At 47.3% G+C, this 17,867-nt stretch carries 22 protein-coding genes; 8 read left to right on the top strand and 14 right to left on the bottom strand.

From position 1 onward, the window contains the following. Positions 1 to 6: 6 nt before the first annotated feature. From LSG37_RS15380 to murB, 3 genes are read right to left on the bottom strand one after another with little or no spacing between them, the layout of a single operon-like run. Complete coding sequence (locus tag LSG37_RS15380) at positions 7 to 702, bottom strand: type III pantothenate kinase (protein WP_233080736.1); 696 nt, start codon at positions 700 to 702, stop codon at positions 7 to 9. Then, entirely contained in the window at positions 702 to 1,706 is a 1,005-nt protein-coding gene (birA, locus tag LSG37_RS15375) for a bifunctional biotin--[acetyl-CoA-carboxylase] ligase/biotin operon repressor BirA (RefSeq protein ID WP_233080735.1), read from the bottom strand. Before birA ends, LSG37_RS15380 begins: the two co-directional genes overlap by 1 nt. Then, complete coding sequence (murB, locus tag LSG37_RS15370) at positions 1,696 to 2,688, bottom strand: UDP-N-acetylmuramate dehydrogenase (protein ID WP_233080734.1); 993 nt, start codon at positions 2,686 to 2,688, stop codon at positions 1,696 to 1,698. The genes birA and murB overlap by 11 nt, the downstream gene beginning before the upstream one ends. Before the next feature lie 147 nt (positions 2,689 to 2,835). On the opposite strand from murB, the gene LSG37_RS15365 reads away from it, so the two are divergent. Beyond that, a complete protein-coding gene (locus tag LSG37_RS15365; protein WP_233080733.1) occupies positions 2,836 to 3,255 on the top strand; it encodes an acyl-CoA thioesterase in 420 nt (139 codons plus the stop codon). 95 nt (positions 3,256 to 3,350) lie between these two features. Here LSG37_RS15365 and LSG37_RS15360 read toward each other — a convergent pair whose 3' ends face one another. Next, positions 3,351 to 4,739, bottom strand: a complete 1,389-nt coding sequence (locus tag LSG37_RS15360; RefSeq protein ID WP_233080732.1) for a pre-peptidase C-terminal domain-containing protein — start codon at positions 4,737 to 4,739, stop codon at positions 3,351 to 3,353. Positions 4,740 to 5,135: 396 nt separating this feature from the next. Between LSG37_RS15360 and LSG37_RS15355 the strand changes: the two genes are divergently transcribed. Together LSG37_RS15355 and LSG37_RS15350 are read left to right on the top strand one after the other, a co-directional pair. Then, positions 5,136 to 5,474: a tRNA-binding protein gene (locus LSG37_RS15355; protein ID WP_233080731.1), complete on the top strand. Its 339-nt coding sequence runs from the start codon at positions 5,136 to 5,138 to the stop codon at positions 5,472 to 5,474. 71 nt (positions 5,475 to 5,545) lie between these two features. Next, positions 5,546 to 6,907 (top strand): TonB family protein, encoded by a 1,362-nt coding sequence (locus LSG37_RS15350; protein ID WP_233080730.1) that lies wholly within the window; start codon positions 5,546 to 5,548, stop codon positions 6,905 to 6,907. Here the strand turns inward: LSG37_RS15350 and LSG37_RS15345 are convergent. The 8 genes from LSG37_RS15345 to cyaY all read right to left on the bottom strand — a co-directional run bounded on the left by LSG37_RS15345 (position 6,896) and on the right by cyaY (position 13,223). Continuing rightward, on the bottom strand, positions 6,896 to 7,405 hold the full coding sequence (locus tag LSG37_RS15345; RefSeq protein ID WP_233080729.1) for a DNA-deoxyinosine glycosylase: 510 nt from the start codon (positions 7,403 to 7,405) through the stop codon (positions 6,896 to 6,898). The two genes, LSG37_RS15350 and LSG37_RS15345, sit on opposite strands and share 12 nt — an antisense overlap. 3 nt (positions 7,406 to 7,408) lie before the next feature. Beyond that, positions 7,409 to 8,491 (bottom strand): heme biosynthesis HemY N-terminal domain-containing protein, encoded by a 1,083-nt coding sequence (locus LSG37_RS15340; RefSeq protein WP_233080728.1) that lies wholly within the window; start codon positions 8,489 to 8,491, stop codon positions 7,409 to 7,411. Further along, positions 8,488 to 9,612, bottom strand: a complete 1,125-nt coding sequence (locus LSG37_RS15335) for a uroporphyrinogen-III C-methyltransferase (protein ID WP_233080727.1) — start codon at positions 9,610 to 9,612, stop codon at positions 8,488 to 8,490. Before LSG37_RS15335 ends, LSG37_RS15340 begins: the two co-directional genes overlap by 4 nt. Next, positions 9,605 to 10,375 (bottom strand): uroporphyrinogen-III synthase, encoded by a 771-nt coding sequence (locus LSG37_RS15330; RefSeq protein ID WP_233080726.1) that lies wholly within the window; start codon positions 10,373 to 10,375, stop codon positions 9,605 to 9,607. The genes LSG37_RS15335 and LSG37_RS15330 overlap by 8 nt, the downstream gene beginning before the upstream one ends. Positions 10,376 to 10,380: 5 nt before the next feature. Then, entirely contained in the window at positions 10,381 to 11,307 is a 927-nt protein-coding gene (gene hemC, locus LSG37_RS15325; protein ID WP_233080725.1) for a hydroxymethylbilane synthase, read from the bottom strand. 85 nt (positions 11,308 to 11,392) lie between these two features. Next, a complete protein-coding gene (locus tag LSG37_RS15320) occupies positions 11,393 to 12,172 on the bottom strand; it encodes a DUF2914 domain-containing protein (protein WP_233080724.1) in 780 nt (259 codons plus the stop codon). Positions 12,173 to 12,188: 16 nt separating this feature from the next. After that, entirely contained in the window at positions 12,189 to 12,860 is a 672-nt protein-coding gene (locus LSG37_RS15315; RefSeq protein WP_233080723.1) for an alpha/beta hydrolase, read from the bottom strand. 30 nt (positions 12,861 to 12,890) lie between these two features. Next, on the bottom strand, positions 12,891 to 13,223 hold the full coding sequence (cyaY, locus tag LSG37_RS15310; protein WP_233080722.1) for an iron donor protein CyaY: 333 nt from the start codon (positions 13,221 to 13,223) through the stop codon (positions 12,891 to 12,893). Between the two features lie 72 nt (positions 13,224 to 13,295). On the opposite strand from cyaY, the gene lptM reads away from it, so the two are divergent. Genes lptM through xerC form a run of 5 tightly spaced genes read left to right on the top strand, consistent with a single transcriptional unit; the run spans position 13,296 to position 17,172 of the window. After that, positions 13,296 to 13,463 carry an LPS translocon maturation chaperone LptM gene (lptM, locus tag LSG37_RS21430; protein WP_366515566.1) on the top strand — a complete coding sequence of 56 codons (168 nt, stop codon included), beginning with the start codon at positions 13,296 to 13,298 and terminating at the stop codon, positions 13,461 to 13,463. Continuing rightward, positions 13,463 to 14,713, top strand: a complete 1,251-nt coding sequence (gene lysA, locus LSG37_RS15305) for a diaminopimelate decarboxylase (RefSeq protein WP_233080721.1) — start codon at positions 13,463 to 13,465, stop codon at positions 14,711 to 14,713. The genes lptM and lysA overlap by 1 nt, the downstream gene beginning before the upstream one ends. Next, positions 14,714 to 15,583 (top strand): diaminopimelate epimerase, encoded by an 870-nt coding sequence (gene dapF, locus LSG37_RS15300; protein WP_269836621.1) that lies wholly within the window; start codon positions 14,714 to 14,716, stop codon positions 15,581 to 15,583. Beyond that, entirely contained in the window at positions 15,580 to 16,245 is a 666-nt protein-coding gene (locus tag LSG37_RS15295; RefSeq protein WP_233080720.1) for a DUF484 family protein, read from the top strand. The genes dapF and LSG37_RS15295 overlap by 4 nt, the downstream gene beginning before the upstream one ends. 3 nt (positions 16,246 to 16,248) lie before the next feature. Then, positions 16,249 to 17,172: a tyrosine recombinase XerC gene (gene xerC, locus LSG37_RS15290; RefSeq protein ID WP_366515565.1), complete on the top strand. Its 924-nt coding sequence runs from the start codon at positions 16,249 to 16,251 to the stop codon at positions 17,170 to 17,172. Here the strand turns inward: xerC and LSG37_RS15285 are convergent. Continuing rightward, positions 17,164 to 17,445 carry a hypothetical protein gene (locus tag LSG37_RS15285; protein ID WP_233080719.1) on the bottom strand — a complete coding sequence of 94 codons (282 nt, stop codon included), beginning with the start codon at positions 17,443 to 17,445 and terminating at the stop codon, positions 17,164 to 17,166. The two genes, xerC and LSG37_RS15285, sit on opposite strands and share 9 nt — an antisense overlap. Before the next feature lie 36 nt (positions 17,446 to 17,481). Next, positions 17,482 to 17,742: an RDD family protein gene (locus LSG37_RS15280; RefSeq protein ID WP_233080718.1), complete on the bottom strand. Its 261-nt coding sequence runs from the start codon at positions 17,740 to 17,742 to the stop codon at positions 17,482 to 17,484. Positions 17,743 to 17,867: the final 125 nt, after the last annotated feature.

The raw sequence follows: 17,867 nt of genomic DNA, 5'->3' as shown, positions 1-17,867 counted from the left end.
AAACGGTCAATTCGGCTGAATATAACGGGCTAATCCCTGAAAGATCAATTGAGGTTCGAGCCGAACAGGCAGATCGGTCAGGTATTTTTGCAGAAGTAATGCATCGCCACCCGTTAAAATAATCAGCTGTGTTGGCTTAATTGCCCATGCCTGACGAATAGCCCCCACTAAAGCGGCAATAGCACCCTGATACAAAGCTGTGGCGGTGTCGGTTGCCGGGCATAATTGTTCTGTTTCTAACTCCGCCGAAAATACTTTGGCCGTTTTGCTTAACACAGCTTCTTGCTGCAGTTTTTGCCCAGCCAAAATCCAGCCGCCCTGATGCACACCAGAAGCATTTAACCAATCTATAGTTAAAGCTGTGCCAGCGTCTGCTATTAACAGATCGGTATTGGGGTATAACTCTGCTGCTGCAACTAACGCCAACCAACGGTCGACGCCCAATAAATGTGGCTGCTGATAACTGTTGGTCACCCCAAATGCCTGAGCCTCACTGCGGATGTGGATAAAAGGAATGGCAGGTGGAATTTGATCACGTATTGCCAGTACACGGCTGTCTGCTGCAACACTGGCGCAATACACAGCGTTGATGAGTGGCCACTGCTCAGAACTGATGTTTTCCAGCTGAATTTCCGTAAGCAGACCAGCATCATGTAAACGGGCTTTGCTGCGGCTATTGCCTATATCCAGTAATAATTCCATCAAAGGGCCTTTCTTAAGCTAAGTTCACCACCATAAAAGCTTTGCTTCTGGCCATTGATATCCAGCACCAGCCCCCCCTGCGCATCGACACCAGCGCAAAGACCAGTGATGGTTTGACTACCGCTGGATAAAGTCACTTGCTCACCGGCAAATTGGTCGAGCTGATTAAACGCTTGTACATAGCCAGCAAAACCATACTGACTAAATTGCTGCAATTCCATCACCAGCTGATGCTGCAACAAAGCCACCAATAAATTACGGTCTATCGGCCGACCCAAAGCCGAAGTTAAATCAGCCCAGGGCTGGTCTACAGCTTTATCTGTGTGATCCGGCATACGGATATTTAAACCTAAGCCTATGACGACATCACACTGAGCATGAGTTTGCCCGGCCAGCTCGACTAAAATACCACCGAGTTTTTTATGCTCTATATACAAGTCATTTGGCCATTTCAGCCGCACCGGCAATTGCCACTGCTGTTGCAGCACTTTGGCAACGGCTAAACCTACCACTAAACTTAAACCCATAGCGGCCTGGATACCTTGTTCAAGTTGCCAGTACATTGAAAAATATAAATTGCAGCCAAAAGGCGAAAACCACTGTTTACCCCGTCGGCCACGGCCAGCGGTTTGAGCTTCAGCCACCAGCACAGCACCTTTTTCCGGCACTACCCCGTCTTTGAGTTTTTGCATCAGCTGGCTGTTGGTGGAATCAGTCACTGACTGCACCCAAACCGGCGCTTGCTGCAGCTGTAGCTGCTTAATCAGTGCCGCATCAAGCAATTGCACAGGTTGCGCCAGGCGATAGCCTTTGCCTTTTATTTTGTATAAATCCAGGCCATAGTGCTGCAATTGTTCTAAGTGTTTGGCGACGGCAGTGCGGCTAATACCTAACTGTTCACCCAACCACTGACCAGAACATAAAGCGCCATCGGCCAGATAATGCACCAGTTGACGTTGCACTATCAGGCTATGAGGTAAGGTTTTGCGAAGTTCACTGGCCAAGTAAGCGCACCTCAGGTTCCAGCTGAACAGCAAACTGTGCTGCAACTTTTTGCTGTATTAAGCTAATCATCTGTTGTAAATCTGCGGCTGTGCCCCGGCCAAAATTCACCAGCACCAGCGCTTGTTTTTCATAACAGCCGACATAGCCAATACGCTGACCTTTTAACCCGGTTTGTTCAATCAGCCAGCCAGCTGCCAATTTCACCTGACCGTCAGCCTGCGGATAAAAAGGCATTGCAGAATAACGACTTTGAATAGCTTCAAATTCAGACTGGCTCACTATGGGGTTTTTAAAAAAGCTGCCACAGTTTGGCAAGACCGCTGGGTCAGGTAATTTGGACTGACGCACCGCAATTACGGCATCTGCTACTTCAGCAACACTGCTGTGCTGATTTAAATGCTCTAGGCCTTTGTAGCCTAATTTTGGCTTGCCTTGTTTTTTCAGCGTCAACCCCACAGCGACTATCAGGCCCTGACCGGCAAGAGCCGTTTTAAAAATGCTGTCACGGTAGCCAAAACCACAATTGCTTTTGCTTAAACGCTGTACCTTACGGCTTTGCCAGTGAAAAAAATCGACATAATCGCAACAATCAGCCAATTCAGCACCATAAGCACCGATGTTTTGCACCGGAGCTGCGCCTACGCTTCCTGGTATTAACGACAGGTTTTCTAGCCCCCACCAGCCCTGAGCTACAGTCCAACTGACCAGTTGATGCCAGTTATCTCCTGCTTCTATATGCAGTTGTACATGTTTTTCGTCTTCTGACAGCAGAGTCCGGCTTTTGGATAAATAACGTAAAACAGTCTGACTTTGATCGGTCAGGAAAATGCTATTGCTGCCCTCACCTAATAACATGGGAGTAACTGCAGGCTGATAGGCCATTAATTCAGCCAAAGACTCCAGCTCAACCAATTCGGCAAGCCGTGTATCCAATGCAAAAGTGGAATAGGGTTTAGCAGAGAGCTGCTGTAACAGACGCATAAAAGCACCAAATAACCAAAGTGCGCTTATTCTACTGGTTCCAGCGCAGCAGACCAAAAAAATCTCAGTCTTGTGCAGGAAAAACCTCATTAACCCCAAACAAAATTTATGGCATTATGGCCCAAACAGGTCCAACCAGAGGGTTTTATGCTACATCACACTTATATCAAAGTCCGGGGTTATCACCTGGATGGTTACCAGCACGTCAATAACGCCCGTTATTTAGAATTTCTGGAAGAAGCCCGCTGGGGTTATCTGGAACAACATGGCGATATCGAGCATTTCGAAGCCATAGGTCTGGCTTGGGTGATCGTCAATATCAATATCAACTACAGAGCTCAGGCCACCATGGGCCAGCAACTACGTATTGATACCGAATTCAGCGCTATTAATACCAAAAGCTCTGTCATTCACCAGAAAATCTGGTTGGATGGCACTGACATTTTAGTGGCCGACGCCAATATCACTTTTGTCTGTCTGGATAAAAAAACCGGTCGTGCTGTAGTGATTGAGGGCGATTTAAAGCAGCGTCTGGAGCCTCGACTGGCAAACCAAATCGATATCTAAGCAGGAGTAAAGCCAGTCCTTTGGCTTTTTGATTACACCAACTTGTCCGTTAGTACGGACTGCTGCATGTATAGAGACTCGCTTTACTGCTACCCCTAATATGGACTGGTTGGTGTGTAGAAACTCGCTTTACTGCCATCAAGGCTGATTCGGGTTGGCACTATAGAAGTAGTGTTATTGATCAGGTTGTACTGATCGCCGCTCACCAGTTTATACCGCATCAGGTTATTCACCTTCACAGGTAAACCACAGCTGGTTTGAGCATACTGAGTTTGAGCATCTGATCTCAGGATATAAACTTCATTAGTGCCATCCACTATGCCCTGACCCGCGCTGTTTACAAACAAGGACGTCGCTTCTGAAATCGCCACTACACGACTGGCTGCGCCCACTTTGGCCTGAAACACCATAGAGCGTCCCATCCGATCGCGTTGACGGAAATGGGTATCGTTGATCACGCCTTGCATGGCGGGGAAGTTCAGGAAACCTGTACTGATATTAATGGTTGCATGGCAGAAATTTGTCACTGCTTCAGCGCTGATAGCACCAGCTACACCATCCGGATCATAAATATGCTGACTTAGCACATGGTCACCTGCTGAAGTACCACCTACTACACCGCCTTTGTCATACACATGCTGAATAGCAGCCTGCACCTTGGTACCTTGCCAGGCATTCAGATAAGCAGACTGATCACCACCCGCCAGCCAAACAAATTCAGCAGAACGAATAGCCCAATCCACATAATCCATATTGGCTTTGGTCACTGTATCCACAATAATAGTTTCGACAGAAGCAGCATTGGTTAAGCCCTGCAGATAGCTGTTGTACGCATTGGTACCCGCAGTGCGCAGCACTACAATATTGCCGCCCTGAATATGTGGCCCAACTCTTAAGCTAAAAGCATTGTCCACATCTGCGCCACCGCCCATCAGCAACAAGGCCGGATTGGATAAAGTGACACAAGTGTCAGTGGCCGAGCCTGTGATATAACTGGTTAAATTACTCGGCTTTGACGGCCGGGCTCCATAGTTACAGCCTCCTGTTGGAGGAGGATTTTCACCACCACCGCCGCCCGTGCTACCGACAAAGTTTGCGGTCAGCTGATAAGTGCCGGTACCGCTATAACGGGTCACTTTGATGTAATGCCGCCCTGCCGGAGATGCGGTGTAAGTGCCGCTTTCCGGATTAGCACTGCTTTGACCCGACATAATATAACTGCCGGAGCTGCGATACAGAAACCAGTCAAAGTCTTTGCCAGAGCCATGACTTAAACTGACGCTGATATCTCCGGTTGCCGTAGTGTCAAAATAATACCAGTCTACATCCGAACTACTACCTATGCTGGCGGCTACTGCAGTGCCACTGCATAAAGCTCCATCGGCTGCGCTTTCGGTATTATTGTTTTCGCTTTCTTGTTGCAAACAGGCGAAGCTGTGGCTGCTGAATAGCAACGCCAACACGCCTAAGAGAGGTGCTTTCATTTTTATTTTCCTGCTTCTTTTTATGATTTTAAAACGGCCAAAGGCCATGGTTTTACAGGCAGCCGCAAAGCTGCATATAAAATTCGGTCAGATTAATTGCGGATATTTATTCGTCGAACCACTCGGATAAGTGGTAATCAGTGGAGCACGCATGCAGATTTGCCGGAGCTGCTGTCCGGGCAAATGTGATTGAGCAGGCGTGGATTGAAGTCATAAAAGGTCAAAACTAAATAAGCGATGTCATTTAATATTTATGCATTTGCTTTTTCTGTCAAGGCGAAATTTTATACTCTTGTTAAGTTCCTTTCACAGGGTTGGCTCTTGGGCGCAAAACTCATGACAACACTGCCCGGGGTGTGCAAAGCTAAGTGATTGTTTAATAAAAGAGTGATAGCTATGGAATTAATCAGTTGGGAAGAGTTTGCTCTGGTTGAACTTCGGGTAGGTACTGTGATTGAAGCGACAGATTTTCCAGAAGCACGAAAACCTGCTTACAAACTCAAAGTAGATTTTGGCCCTGACATCGGCGTGAAACAATCCAGTGCTCAAATCACAGCCTTGTACAACAAAGAACAGTTGCTGGGCAAACAAGTGATTGGGGTGGTGAACTTCCCCACCAAACAAATAGGCCCTTTTCGCTCTGAATGCCTGATCACAGGCTTTTATCGGCCTGATGGTGCCGTGGTTTTGGCAGTGCCGGAACAAGCAGTATCGAATGGCAGCAAAATGGCTTAACAAAATGTTTACCTTGCAACCTTTTGTGGATAACATTTAGTACAGCTTTATAGAGTAGTCAGGAACAACGGATGTTAAAACAACTTTTACTCAGCTCAGCCTTGCTGACATCATTTTTAGTTCAGGCCGATTTTTATCAGGCCGGGCAGTTGTATCAACAACAACAGTATCAGCAGGCAAAAGCTGAGTTTGAACGCTTAGTGCCTTTAGGTAATGAACTTGCGGCTTTTAATCTCGCGGTCATGGCCATGAAAGGTCAAGGCATGGAGCAGGATTTATCGCTCGCCTATCTTTACTTTCTGATTGCTGCTGAATTGGACCACCCGAATGCAAAAAGTGGCTTAGACATTCTGGATACTGAACTCAATACAGAACAAAAACAGCGTGCACATCAAGAGCTGGCCTTGTGGAAAAATAAACTGGTGCCCTCTTATGCCACAATGCTGGAACAACGAAAATCCGCATCAGCTTTGTTTGACCACAACACTCAACCTGAAGTCATTGAACGGATTGAACCCAAATATCCAGTCAGTGCTGCACGAAAAGGCACTCAGGGATTCGCCTTAGTGCGATTTTTGATCGATGAACAAGGTGAAGTGGTCTACGCAAAAACCCAGCACAGTTTCCCTGCCGGAGTTTTTGATGAAGTATCTGAGCAAGCATTACGTCAATGGCGTTATCAACCATCATCAGGTAAATCCATACGCAGAATTACTCTGGATTACAGTCTGGCGGTTGACGGCCAAGAACAATGGCGCAAAAAGCTAATGCAGTCCTTGATCAAGGATTCATGGCCTGCGGCAAGAGCTGGTGTAGCTTACTCTCAATACACTAATGCAATTTTACTGAATTATTTAGATCAGTCGTCCAGTGGTGCTGTGGATCTGAACCTTAGCACGCAAGAGTTACCTCAACTCTCAGATTTCAAAGTAGAAAAAGCTAGAGCAGTTCCTATGCAAGCTTTTAGCGGCACTGCACTGCTCAAGGTAAATCAGCAGAAAAAACTTGAGCAGTTGACTGTACTTTCGGGTGAAGTACCTTTTACCCAAGGCGATACCCTAAGTTTTATCAGCAAAGCGGGCGATTACAAAATTGCGCCCTGGGATCTGAACCACACTACGGGTAAAGCACCGTTGCACGCCAAAGATAAAATGTATCTCAAGCTTATCCGTAAGCATCCTAAAGAATGGACAGATGAATTCTGGTTGGATCAAGCCGCCCGCAATGGTCTGCTGGAAGCCCAGCAGGCAAGGGCTCTATTTGACAAAGGCTGGATGAACTATTTACAGGAACAGAAGGATCCTGTTGCTTTAGGCTGGCAAGCCATTGAACTGCTTACAGAAAAGAAAACTGATGAAGCAAAAGCCGTTTTTGACAAAGCTAAAGCCGCTGGTTTCTTAGCTACACCAGAATTAGAAGTCTTATTCCAATAAAGCTTTAGCCCATACCACCAGCTTTTGCTCTTTGCCTTGACTGGCATGAGCGGGGCTGCTGGACGGCAACTGAAAATAATCTATATCAGTACGATGCTTCACCAGTGGCAGCAGATGCCGTTTAAACTCTTCTGCTGCTTTGGCACCATTAAAACAAATCTTTAAAATTTCAGGTTCTGTTTCCAGCAATTGCGGTATCGCATTACAAATCACGCTGTTTTTTTTAATGGCACTATCCAGACTGCCTTGTCTTTCGCAGTGTGCAATCACATCCCACAAGGCAATACCTTGTGCTGTAAGTAACTGACAACGCTGCTGATAGCCAAGCTCAACCGGAATAGCAAATAGCTGCTGCATAAAAGGCCAGAATAAATTGCGCGGATGGGCGTAATAACGTTGTTCAAGAAGAGAAGCTGCGCCTGGCATACTGCCGAGCAACAAGATACGAGGCCTGGCACCAAGAACTGGTGCAAGGCCTGTTAATAGCTCAGATGACATACGTCAAGTTTTCAAACCAGGCTGAAACTGTAATGCCTTTTGCCAAGCCATTTCGGCTTGTATAGGTTCGCCGTCTTGCTCGGCACAATAGGCAAGCGTTGCATAAAGCACAGCATCTTCTTTGTGATCACGTAACCAGTGCTGCAGCTGTTTACGCAGCAATACCACATGACGTTTTAACGGAATTTGTCTCAGCACAGGCCATACCAATGGCAAGTCACTATAAGCCAAGTTATCAACCAGCAGCTTTTCAGCCTGCTCTACCTGACCCGCTTTAACTTTAGCCCAAACGCGGCCCACTACAGCGGCCATAGACTTACGCTCTTTCGACGGCAAGGCCAGCCAATAATCACTGCTTTCGTCAAACACGCCCTGCGCCGCCAGATTACGGATGGCCTGTGGATAAATCTGATAACGCTGCGCTTGCCACTGCACCTTGGTAAACCACTTTTGTTCTATGGCTTTAAGCACTGTATGGAAGACTTCAATATTATGGCCTGCAGCTAACAGCGCCTGAAAATACAGAGGCGCTAATAAAGGTGCATCAGCAGGCAACAGCATATGAGGCTGCAATAACTCCAGCGCAGCTTTAGCCTGATTCTGGCGCAGCAATAAATCTGCTTTGACATAACAACTCTGAGCCTGGGTTGCATCCAGTTGCTCAGCCAGTTGCATAGCTTTGGTCGCATGTCCGGCCTGCAACGCAGCGTAACAAGCCATACTCTGGCGCAGTATAGTGAATTCAGGCATAGCGTCAGAGCGATCAAAATACTGCTCAGCCTCCTGAAAACGGCCAGCCGCTAAAGCCAAAGCAGCTTGCTCAAAAGCTAAACGGGCTTTGCGTTGCTGACGACCACGAAAGGGGTTTAAGGTCCAGTTACGAAAACCTAACAAGGGCCGTAAAATGCGTAAACTCAGCCACAACAAACTCAAGCTCAACAGCAAAACAATGGCAAAACCTATCAGCGTCATTTCCACTGTCCATGGACCCAGCACCAGCATCAGGTAACCCGGATTCTGCGTTAGCCAGGGTCCCACCCACATGGCAGCGGCCAGCAGTAAAACCACTATCAGCAAACGGATCATTGACTGCTCTCCACCATGCTTTGACGCATCACTTGATCAAGCACAGCTGTTGATTCCAATGCAGCAGGAGCAGGAAAAGCCACAGCTAAACCCGCCAGTTGTACCAGCTGTTCAGATGCAGAACTGACTTGTGGATCTACAGCTGCAAAATAACGCTGTAAGGTATCCATAGCCTGCTGCAATGCAGCCTGATACAGCTCTGGCTGATATTTCATAGCGGCCAGCTCTGCCAGTAACAACTGCTGTTGTAAGGTGTTACGTAAACTCAGTTGCTGACCTGCCGTTAACACAGACAAATCTTCTGGCTGAGTCGGACGCACATGCACTAATGAACTCCAGAACGAATTCCAGTGTTGGATCAGGGTGGATTGCCAGTCAGCCTCTGCCGCGATAGCTACAACTGGTGTTTCATCCAATACCCGTTCACTTTGGCGCAGCGGTAAATCGTTCACAGTTTTACGTAAGCTGGTTAAGGCCAGCTGAATTTTGGCTAAGTCCGGCACTGTGTTTTTTTGCAGTTCAGCTAAATCAGTCTGAATTGCCTGACGCAACGGCTGCATGCTGCTGTCCTGCAGTAAGGCCAATTGTTGTTCGGCACCTTGCAATAAACGTAATGCTGCCGGCATATCTTGCTCTAACCAGATTTTTTGTCCGGCCAATTGCAACAGCTGCTGAATTTGCCACAACTGCCAGGTACGGCCATTGCTTAATTGTTTTTTGCTCTCAAGTTGCAACTGAAGCAGGGCCTGTTGTTGCTGCAGATCCAGGCTTTGCTGTTGTTTTTGTTGGTCCGCGACCAAAGCCAGTTGCTGTTGTACCTGATCGGTCAATTGCTGAAGCTGCAGCTTACCTTGTTCAGTTTGTTGCTGTTGCTGCTGTTGAAGTTGCAACTGTTGTTGCTGCACTGTTGTCCATTGTGGCCATAACCACCAGACAGCAGCGGCTATAACGCCAACCAGCGCTATATTTAGTAATAAAGAAAACCAGGCGACAGCCCGGCCCGTTTTAGCAGGCCTTGAGCTTTCACTTTTTGGCATTTCATTTTTTATCGGTTCTTTTTTAACCGTTTCATTTGGGAGTGGCGATTCAGAGGCGGTAACAGCCACCGGCGTATCAGTCATGACAAGTTCCTCTTAACTGGCAAATAGCCTCCAGTAACGCCTGATCATTGGCACTGGCTGACAAATAAATACGGGATCCATCGATCCCAAGTTCTGTAGCGGCTTCTTTCATCCGCGGGCTGACCATTATCCATAACTGTTGCTGTAACCAGCTATGTTGCTCTTTGGGCAATAACTCAAAAATAAGCTGTAAAATTTCGTTGCTGGTGACCACAATACATTGAATATGTTGCTGATGCCACTGGTCTGACAAGCTTTGTCCATCCAACAGCAAAGGTACTCTGCGATAACTTTGCACATACTGAATATGGGCACCCCGTTCCATTAAACCTTTTTTAATCAGCTCACGGCCGGCGTTCCCCCGTACTATGACAATACGTTTACCAGCTACATCCTGCAACTGCGGTAAAGCCAACAAGCCTTCACTGCGTTGATCCGCAGGGACTATAACAGAGCGCCCACTGCATTTTTCCAACACTGTGGCTGTGGTGGTGCCGACAGCTATTAAAGGTGCAGTGATTTTCTTACAATCATATTGTTGCTGCAGGCAGCTAACCGCACTAACGCTGACAAAAATAACCTGATCAGCTTGCTCCAGCATAGTGCCTGCTTTGGGTTTTAACGGCACTAACTGAGTGGTGATCAAGGGTTGGTATAAATACGGAATGGCCAGTTCATCTAAACTGGCCAGCAACTGATCCGCCTTGCCCGCTGGTCTGGTGATCAGTACCGGGCTTAGTGGATCCAGCAGTGGAATCGTCACGCCAATCAGGCCTGACGGTAGACCGCATCTAAAATGCGATCCGCGCCTAATGCCAGTAGTTGTTCAGCCAGTTGAGTCCCTAACTGCTCAGCCTTTGTAGCGTCCCCTTTGATTTCTGAACGTAAAATTTCAGAACCATCCAGCTGTCCGACCAAACCACGCAGCCAAAGTTCATTCTGCTGAAGTACAGCAAAAGCACCAATAGGTACCTGACACCCGCCCTGCAGCTTGCGGTTCATCGCCCGTTCGGCCAACACACAAATGCGGGTTTCCTGATGTTCCAACGGCGCCAGCAGTTGTTGCACCACCAAATCATCACTACGGCATTCAATACCTACAGCGCCCTGACCATTGGCCGGTAAACTGGTACCAACGTCCAGGAAGCTGGCAATACGTTCTTCAAAACCTAAACGTATTAAACCAGCCGAAGCCAGAATAATGGCATCAAACTCACCAGCGTCCAATTTTGCCAGACGTGTGTTCACGTTGCCACGTAAGTCTTTGATTTTTAAATCCGGCCTGATGGCTTTGATTTGACACTGACGACGCAAACTTGAGGTCCCCACCACAGCCCCTTGGGGTAAATCGGCCAGTTGCTGATAGGTATTGGAGACAAAAGCATCACGTGGGTCTTCACGCTGGCAAATAGTATGCAGCATCAAACCTTCAGGGAAATCGACAGGCACATCTTTCATACTGTGCACTGCAATATCAGCGCGACCTTCCAGCATGGCGGTTTCCAGCTCTTTAACAAACAAACCTTTACCACCAATTTTGGCTAAAGGAGTATCCAAAATTTTATCGCCCTGAGTCGACATAGGTACCAGCTCAACCTGTAAACCCGGGTGGGCGGCTTCCAGTTCAGCTTTGACAAAATTGGCTTGCCATAAAGCTAAAGCACTTTTTCGGGTGGCAATGCGGACAAGGTTCATAGGTACTCCTTAAAGCAGCGGAAAACAGCAGCAGCGAAATGACGATAACGGCTGGACTGCTAGAAAATGCCGCCTAGTATAGTCGCTAATGGTAGTGAAAGTGATGGCTAAACAGCAGATTTTGTTGTGGATCAAGGATTTCAACCCGCCATTCGCCTTTTTGACTCGCATCGAATTCTTTTCTGCTGTAGGTACGCCAGTAATCCAGCTTGACCGGCAGTTTAATCCGGGTCATCAGTTTGCCTTCGTAATACCATAAATGTTCAATAGTCTGGCCATTTAAACCTTTGATTTCAGAATACAAAGCAAGCTGTGGCACAGCTGTGGCGTCAATCTGCTCACCTAAACTACGTGCCTTAGCTGAAGGGGTTTCGTTGGTCAGCAAAGCCAGCCTTAACACACCAGAATCGGCTATAAATAAGGGCGCATCTGTTTCCAGTTCGACCACAGCAGTTTCAGCGACCACTGGCTGTGCTACAGTATTGATATGTTCCACTGCAGCAACTTCTGCTGGTTTTGTTGCACTATCCGCGACCACTGTTTCAGCAGTTTCAGTTTTAACCGGCACAGGTTCTGGTTCAGGGTTTTGTGGCACCGCTTCCAGCACCAGCTCAGGAGTCGCAGCTTCAATAGATCCAGAGGTAACAACAACAGGAGCTGTGGCAGCTGTCAGCTCAACATCGGTTGAGTCCAAATGTAACCAGCCATACAACAACAGAGTTGCAGCACCAAGCGTCAGAGCAGCACCGATAATACGACGCCAGTGCCACTGTTGCTCTGTGGTCGCCTCAGGCAAATCGCCTGATGCCGGTGCTGCAGCGCCCAGGCTTACCCGAACGACCAGTTTTTCCTTTGCTGTTGTCACTTTGACTGTTCCATTTTTAAAGTGCTGGCAATTGCTGCTGAATAAAACGACTGATATCGGCAATCTGTTGTGGGCACACACTATGACCCATTCGGTATTCAGCCCAATTGACATTAAAGCCGGCAAATTTCAGCGCATTAAAAGCCGCTTGACCTGCGCTATAAGGCACCACTTCATCATGAGTGCCATGATTGACCAACACAGCTGTGCTTTTATTGGCGGTGGTCATTTCTTCTTTCAACTTGCCAGGTACGGCCATATAAGTAGAAAGTGCCATTACACCAGCCAGTTTATAAGGCAAGCGGGGTAATAAATGTAGCGCAATAACACCACCCTGACTAAAACCTGCCAATAAAATTCGATTCGCCGCAATGCCCTGCTCTATCAGTTTGTCGATTAAAGCGGTTACCGCAGCAGCAGATTCACGCACACCAGTTTCGTCTGCTCTGTCGTTTAAATCCCAGGTTTTAATGTCGTACCAACCGCGCATTTGCATGCCGCCGTTAATAGTAATAGGGCGCACAGGGGCGTGAGGGAATAAAAACCGTATGCCAGAGCTTTTTGGCAAACGTAATTCCGGCACTATAGGGGCAAAACCATCACCCGAATCACCTAAACCATGCAACCAGATCACAGCGGCATCGGCCTGAGCTGCGGGTTTTACATCTACAAAAGGAAGTAACGCCATTGTATTTCTCTATTCCTTTATTTTTTCCCGCTATCTCATTGTGGAGTTATCGGCAAGTACTACGTTTTGGCCAGACTGTTTACTAAAGGCATCGGAAATTAATGCCCAGAACTCAGAACCTGTTCTGTTATCAATCCAGACACCGTCTTTTAATTCAAAATGGTGGCCGTTAAATTTAGTCGCTACCCACAGCTGATGCAGTGGAGGTTGTTTATTAATAATCACCTTGCTGCCGTCGACAAAGCTGATACTTAACAAGCCACCGTTCGACTCATAATCCAAATCCAGGTCCAATGCTTCTATTGCATCTTCCACCGCAAGTAGCACCTGATCGGTCAGTTCGTCATATTCTACGTCATTCATCGGTTTCACCTGTTTGCTTTTGCTGTTAAGGATGCGATTATAGAGCGCAAAATAATTAATGAAATAAAAACCATGAATACAAAGCGACAAAGACTGGTGTGCATCCTGTTGCTCAGCCAATGGTTACTGGCCTGTGGCCAAAAAGGTCCTTTAACATTGCCTCAAACCCCACAACCCAATAAGGCGCCAGTAGAACAACCAGCGCCAGCCGATCAGCCAGTAGTATCAAAGGAACAGTAGTGGATTACTTTAATTATCAGGATCAGAACTTATTTGCCGAAGGTGTTGCATTAGCCGATATTGCCGCAGAATTTGGCACGCCAACTTATGTCTATTCCCGCGCTACTATTGAGCGCCATTACAAAGCTTTTGCTGAAGCAGCGCCAAGCCGTGATTTATTGGTTTGTTACGCCGTTAAAGCCAACAGCAATATAGCGCTGTTAAACCTGCTGGCCCGCCTTGGCAGTGGTTTTGATATTGTGTCTGAAGGTGAATTACGCCGAGTATTGCAGGCTGGTGGCGATGCGAAAAAAGTGGTGTTCTCTGGTGTAGGTAAATCCGTCACTGAAATTGAGTTTGCACTGCAAACCGGTATCAAGTGTTTTAACGTGGAATCTATTCCCGAGCTGGAACGCATTCAGCAAGTCGCCAGCCGCCTGAATATTATTGCGCCTATTTCTATTCGGGTGAACCCGGATATTGACGCCAAAACCCATCCTTATATTTCTACCGGTTTAAAAGCCAATAAGTTTGGTATAGATATTAACGACGCTGTGGCCATGTATCAGCAAGCGGATGCCGCTTCGCATTTAAAAGTTTGTGGTGTGGATTGTCATATCGGCTCACAGCTGACTGAAACTCAGCCGTTTTTAGATGCCTTAGATAAATTACTGGCGCTGATCGACAAGTTAGCCACTGTGGGCATCAAGCTGAGCCATATCGATATAGGTGGTGGTTTAGGTGTGCCTTACGATGGTGAAACTCCACCACATCCTGCTGAATATGCTGCCAAAGTAGTAGAAAAGCTGGAGGCTTATCCACAGCTCTCCATTATTTTTGAACCAGGCCGCGCCATTATGGCCAACGCCGGTGTACTGCTGAGCAAAGTGGAATACTTAAAACCGGGGCAGGAAAAGCATTTTGCTATTGTTGATGCCGCTATGAACGACTTGATTCGCCCGGCACTGTACAGCGCATGGCAAGCTATTATCCCGGTAAAACAAAAGCCTGAAATTGCGGCCGTCACTTACGATGTGGTAGGTCCGGTCTGTGAAACTGGTGATTTCCTTGGTAAAGACCGAGCTTTAGCAGTGGAGCCAGGTGATTTACTGGTGGTGCGCTCAGCAGGCGCTTATGGCTTTACCATGAGTTCCAACTACAACAGCAGACCCAGAGCCGCAGAAGTGCTGGTGGATGGTGACCGCAGCTATTTAGTCCGCCAGCGTGAACAATGGCAGGACCTGTGGCACGGTGAACAGTTGGTACCCTGAATGATCCCAGACAACAAATTTAAAGATCGTCCTCACCAAACCTTAGTGCATTTCTCAAAAATGCACGGTTTGGGTAATGACTTTATGGTGATAGACGCCGTCAGCCAAAATGTGTTTTTGACCAAAGAACAAATTAAAAAGCTGGCCGACCGCAACTTTGGGGTAGGTTTTGACCAGTTGCTGATGGTGGAACCGCCTTACGATCCTGATCTGGATTTTCATTACCGTATTTTTAATGCCGACGGTTCTGAAGTTGAACAATGTGGCAATGGCGCGCGCTGTTTTGCCAAGTTTGTCCGGCATAAAGGCCTGACGAATAAATACAAAATTTCTGTCAGCACCAAATCCGGCAAAATCACTTTGTATATAGAGCAGGATGGTCAGGTCACGGTCAATATGGGCGTGCCGCAATTTGATCCGGCCAAAGTGCCTTTTAAAGCACAAAAGCAAGAGCTGAACTATATTTTGCACAGTGAAGACGCCACCACTTTATGTGGTGTGGTGTCGATGGGCAATCCGCATGCGGTGATACTGGTCGATGATATTCAGACGGCTCCAGTGCATCAGTGGGGGCCGGTTTTTGAGAATCACGAACGTTTCCCTGAGCGCGCCAATATAGGTTTTATGCAGGTACTGTCCCCTTCTCATGTCAAATTAAGAGTATGGGAACGGGGCGCAGGCGAAACTCTGGCTTGCGGTACTGGTGCTTGCGCTGCTGCAGTTATTGGTCAGATGCAGAAAAAATTACAAACCCAGGTAAGGGTAGATTTACCAGGCGGCTCTTTGCAGATCCGCTGGCAAGGACCTGGCCAACCCGTCAAAATGACAGGGCCAGCCGAACATGTTTTTGATGGACAATTATTCTTATGAGCGACCTTCCTCTCGATACAGCACTGGTAAACCCTGAACTGGCCGAAGCCAGCCTGATTGTTGATTATCTGTATGATCACCCTGAATTTTTTCTTGAACATCCGGAGCTGGTAAGCCGCTTGCGTTTACCGCACCAGCAACGGGGTGTGGTGTCTTTAGTGGAACGTCAGCTGGAGTTACAGCGCGAAAAAATACGATCTTTAGAAGACGATATCACTCGTCTGATGGGTATAGCCCGCCAGAACGAACAGATTTTTTATGCGCTGAACGATCTGCATTTACAGTTATTAAAAGCCGCCGATCAAACGGCTTTGTTAGCAGCGCTTCAGGCTTTTACCGCCCAAATGCCGCATGTGCAAAGTTGTGCCTTGGTTGATTTGCAGCAAAAAACCGATCAGGTCGCGCAGTTACAGCTGATATTGCAGCGCCGTTTAAGTGGCAAAGCTTATTATTTTGGTCGGATGAACCGCGACGAAATGGCCGCTTTGTTTGAGCCTCATATTCATTCGGTATCACTACAACTGTTAAAGTTATCCGAAGATCAACAGTTCCTGCTGGCCTTTGGCAGCGACTCAGACGAGCATTTCCAGCCCGGCATGGATACCTTATTTTTAGACCATCTGGCGAAACTGGTGTTGGCCGTTTTACCAACTGCTATTTGAACCGTGAAACTGCCTGCTGAACTGGATCATTGGCAAGCCGACTTGTCGGCTTTCCTGGCTTATTTAAAGCATGAACGGGGTTACAGCGACAAAACCCTCAGCAGCTACCAATTGCAACTTTCTGCTGTGGCCAGTCAGGTGGCAGAACAAGCCAGCCATTGGGTCGAGCTGACCGAAACCCAGCTGCAATTGCATATTTCCTCGTGCCGCAAAAGCCTAAAAGCCCGCAGCCTAGCGCTCAGAGTGGCGTCGTTACGCAGCTTTTATCGTTATCTGGTGCAACAAGGCAAACTGAAAGAAAACCCGGCGTCTTATTTACAGGTGCCCAAATTCGACAAACCTTTGCCAAAAAACCTCGATGTCGATCAAGTCAATCACCTGCTGGATTTTAATACCAGCGAAGACGCCCTCGCCTGTCGCGACAAAGCCATTCTGGAATTGTTTTATTCATCAGGTTTACGACTGGACGAACTGGTCAGCGCCAACCTGCAGGATATCGACTGGTCCGAAGCTTTAATACGGGTGCGCGGCAAAGGCAATAAACAAAGAGTTTTACCTATAGGTCGTATGGCTGTGGCCGCTATTAAAGACTGGTTGAAAGTACGAAGCGCTTACGTCGGTGCAGATCCAGAGGCATTGTTTTTAAGCAAACAAAAAAACCGTATCAGCAACAGGCAAGTGCAACAACGCGTCAAACTCTGGTCTGAACGTCAGGGTTTAGCCCAGCATTTACATCCGCATATGCTGCGACACTCCTTCGCCACTCATATGCTCGAATCCAGCTCCGACCTGCGCGCAGTGCAAGAACTGCTGGGCCACGCTAACCTCAATACCACTCAGGTTTACACCCACCTGGATTTCCAGCAGCTTGCCAAGGTGTATGACAATGCGCATCCCAGGGCGAAGAAGAAAAACACCTCAGACTGACACAGAGGTTTCTTGCCGGTCTGACGCAACAGCTTCAATGTGAACTTTACGTATCACCACAGTACCAGCCATAAAATCATGCAATGCACGGCGTTTTTTATTGGTCAGCATCACCAAAAACTCACTCCAAATCCAAATCTGGATCGCGTTGCTGGTCAGGTTATATGCACCTGAAGAATGCTCGGCCAAATAGACAGAGCGCGTAAGAAAGTCCATCGAAAAATACTGTTGATCTGTCATATCAAACAGCGGCGGTATTAACAGAACAGACATTAAAAAGGACAAGATGAAAAGTACTGAATAACGTAACTATGCTTCCTTGTAACCCAGATCGCTGCCATCAATCTTGGTTATTTTGATATCAAGCAGCAGCTTGCCAGGTGTACCTCCATACTTTTTGACCAAATACAGATTAAACCACAAGCCAAAAGCAAGTCCGGGTAGCAACCAATACAACTGAAACAATCTGGCTTGTTCATTTCCCCATACAGTTAATGCCATGACTGGTACCATAAATAAGGCATCTAACCAGAAAGCGCCAAATCTGCGCCAAAATCCTGCGTACTGCATTTCAATCTCCTTAGAGCTCTCTGCAAGCCAGCTTATTAAGTCGGCTTTTGCTTATTCCCAGCGAATGCCATTTATCAGCCACAACTATAAAATGTTTTAAATCAGAAGATTAGATATTAATTTAA

It is taken from the genome of Rheinheimera soli, assembly GCF_021290985.1.
GTDB lineage: Bacteria > Pseudomonadota > Gammaproteobacteria > Enterobacterales > Alteromonadaceae > Pararheinheimera > Pararheinheimera soli.
The sequence above is the reverse complement of the archived record's forward strand: the minus strand, read 5'-3'. Positions and strand labels throughout refer to the sequence as shown.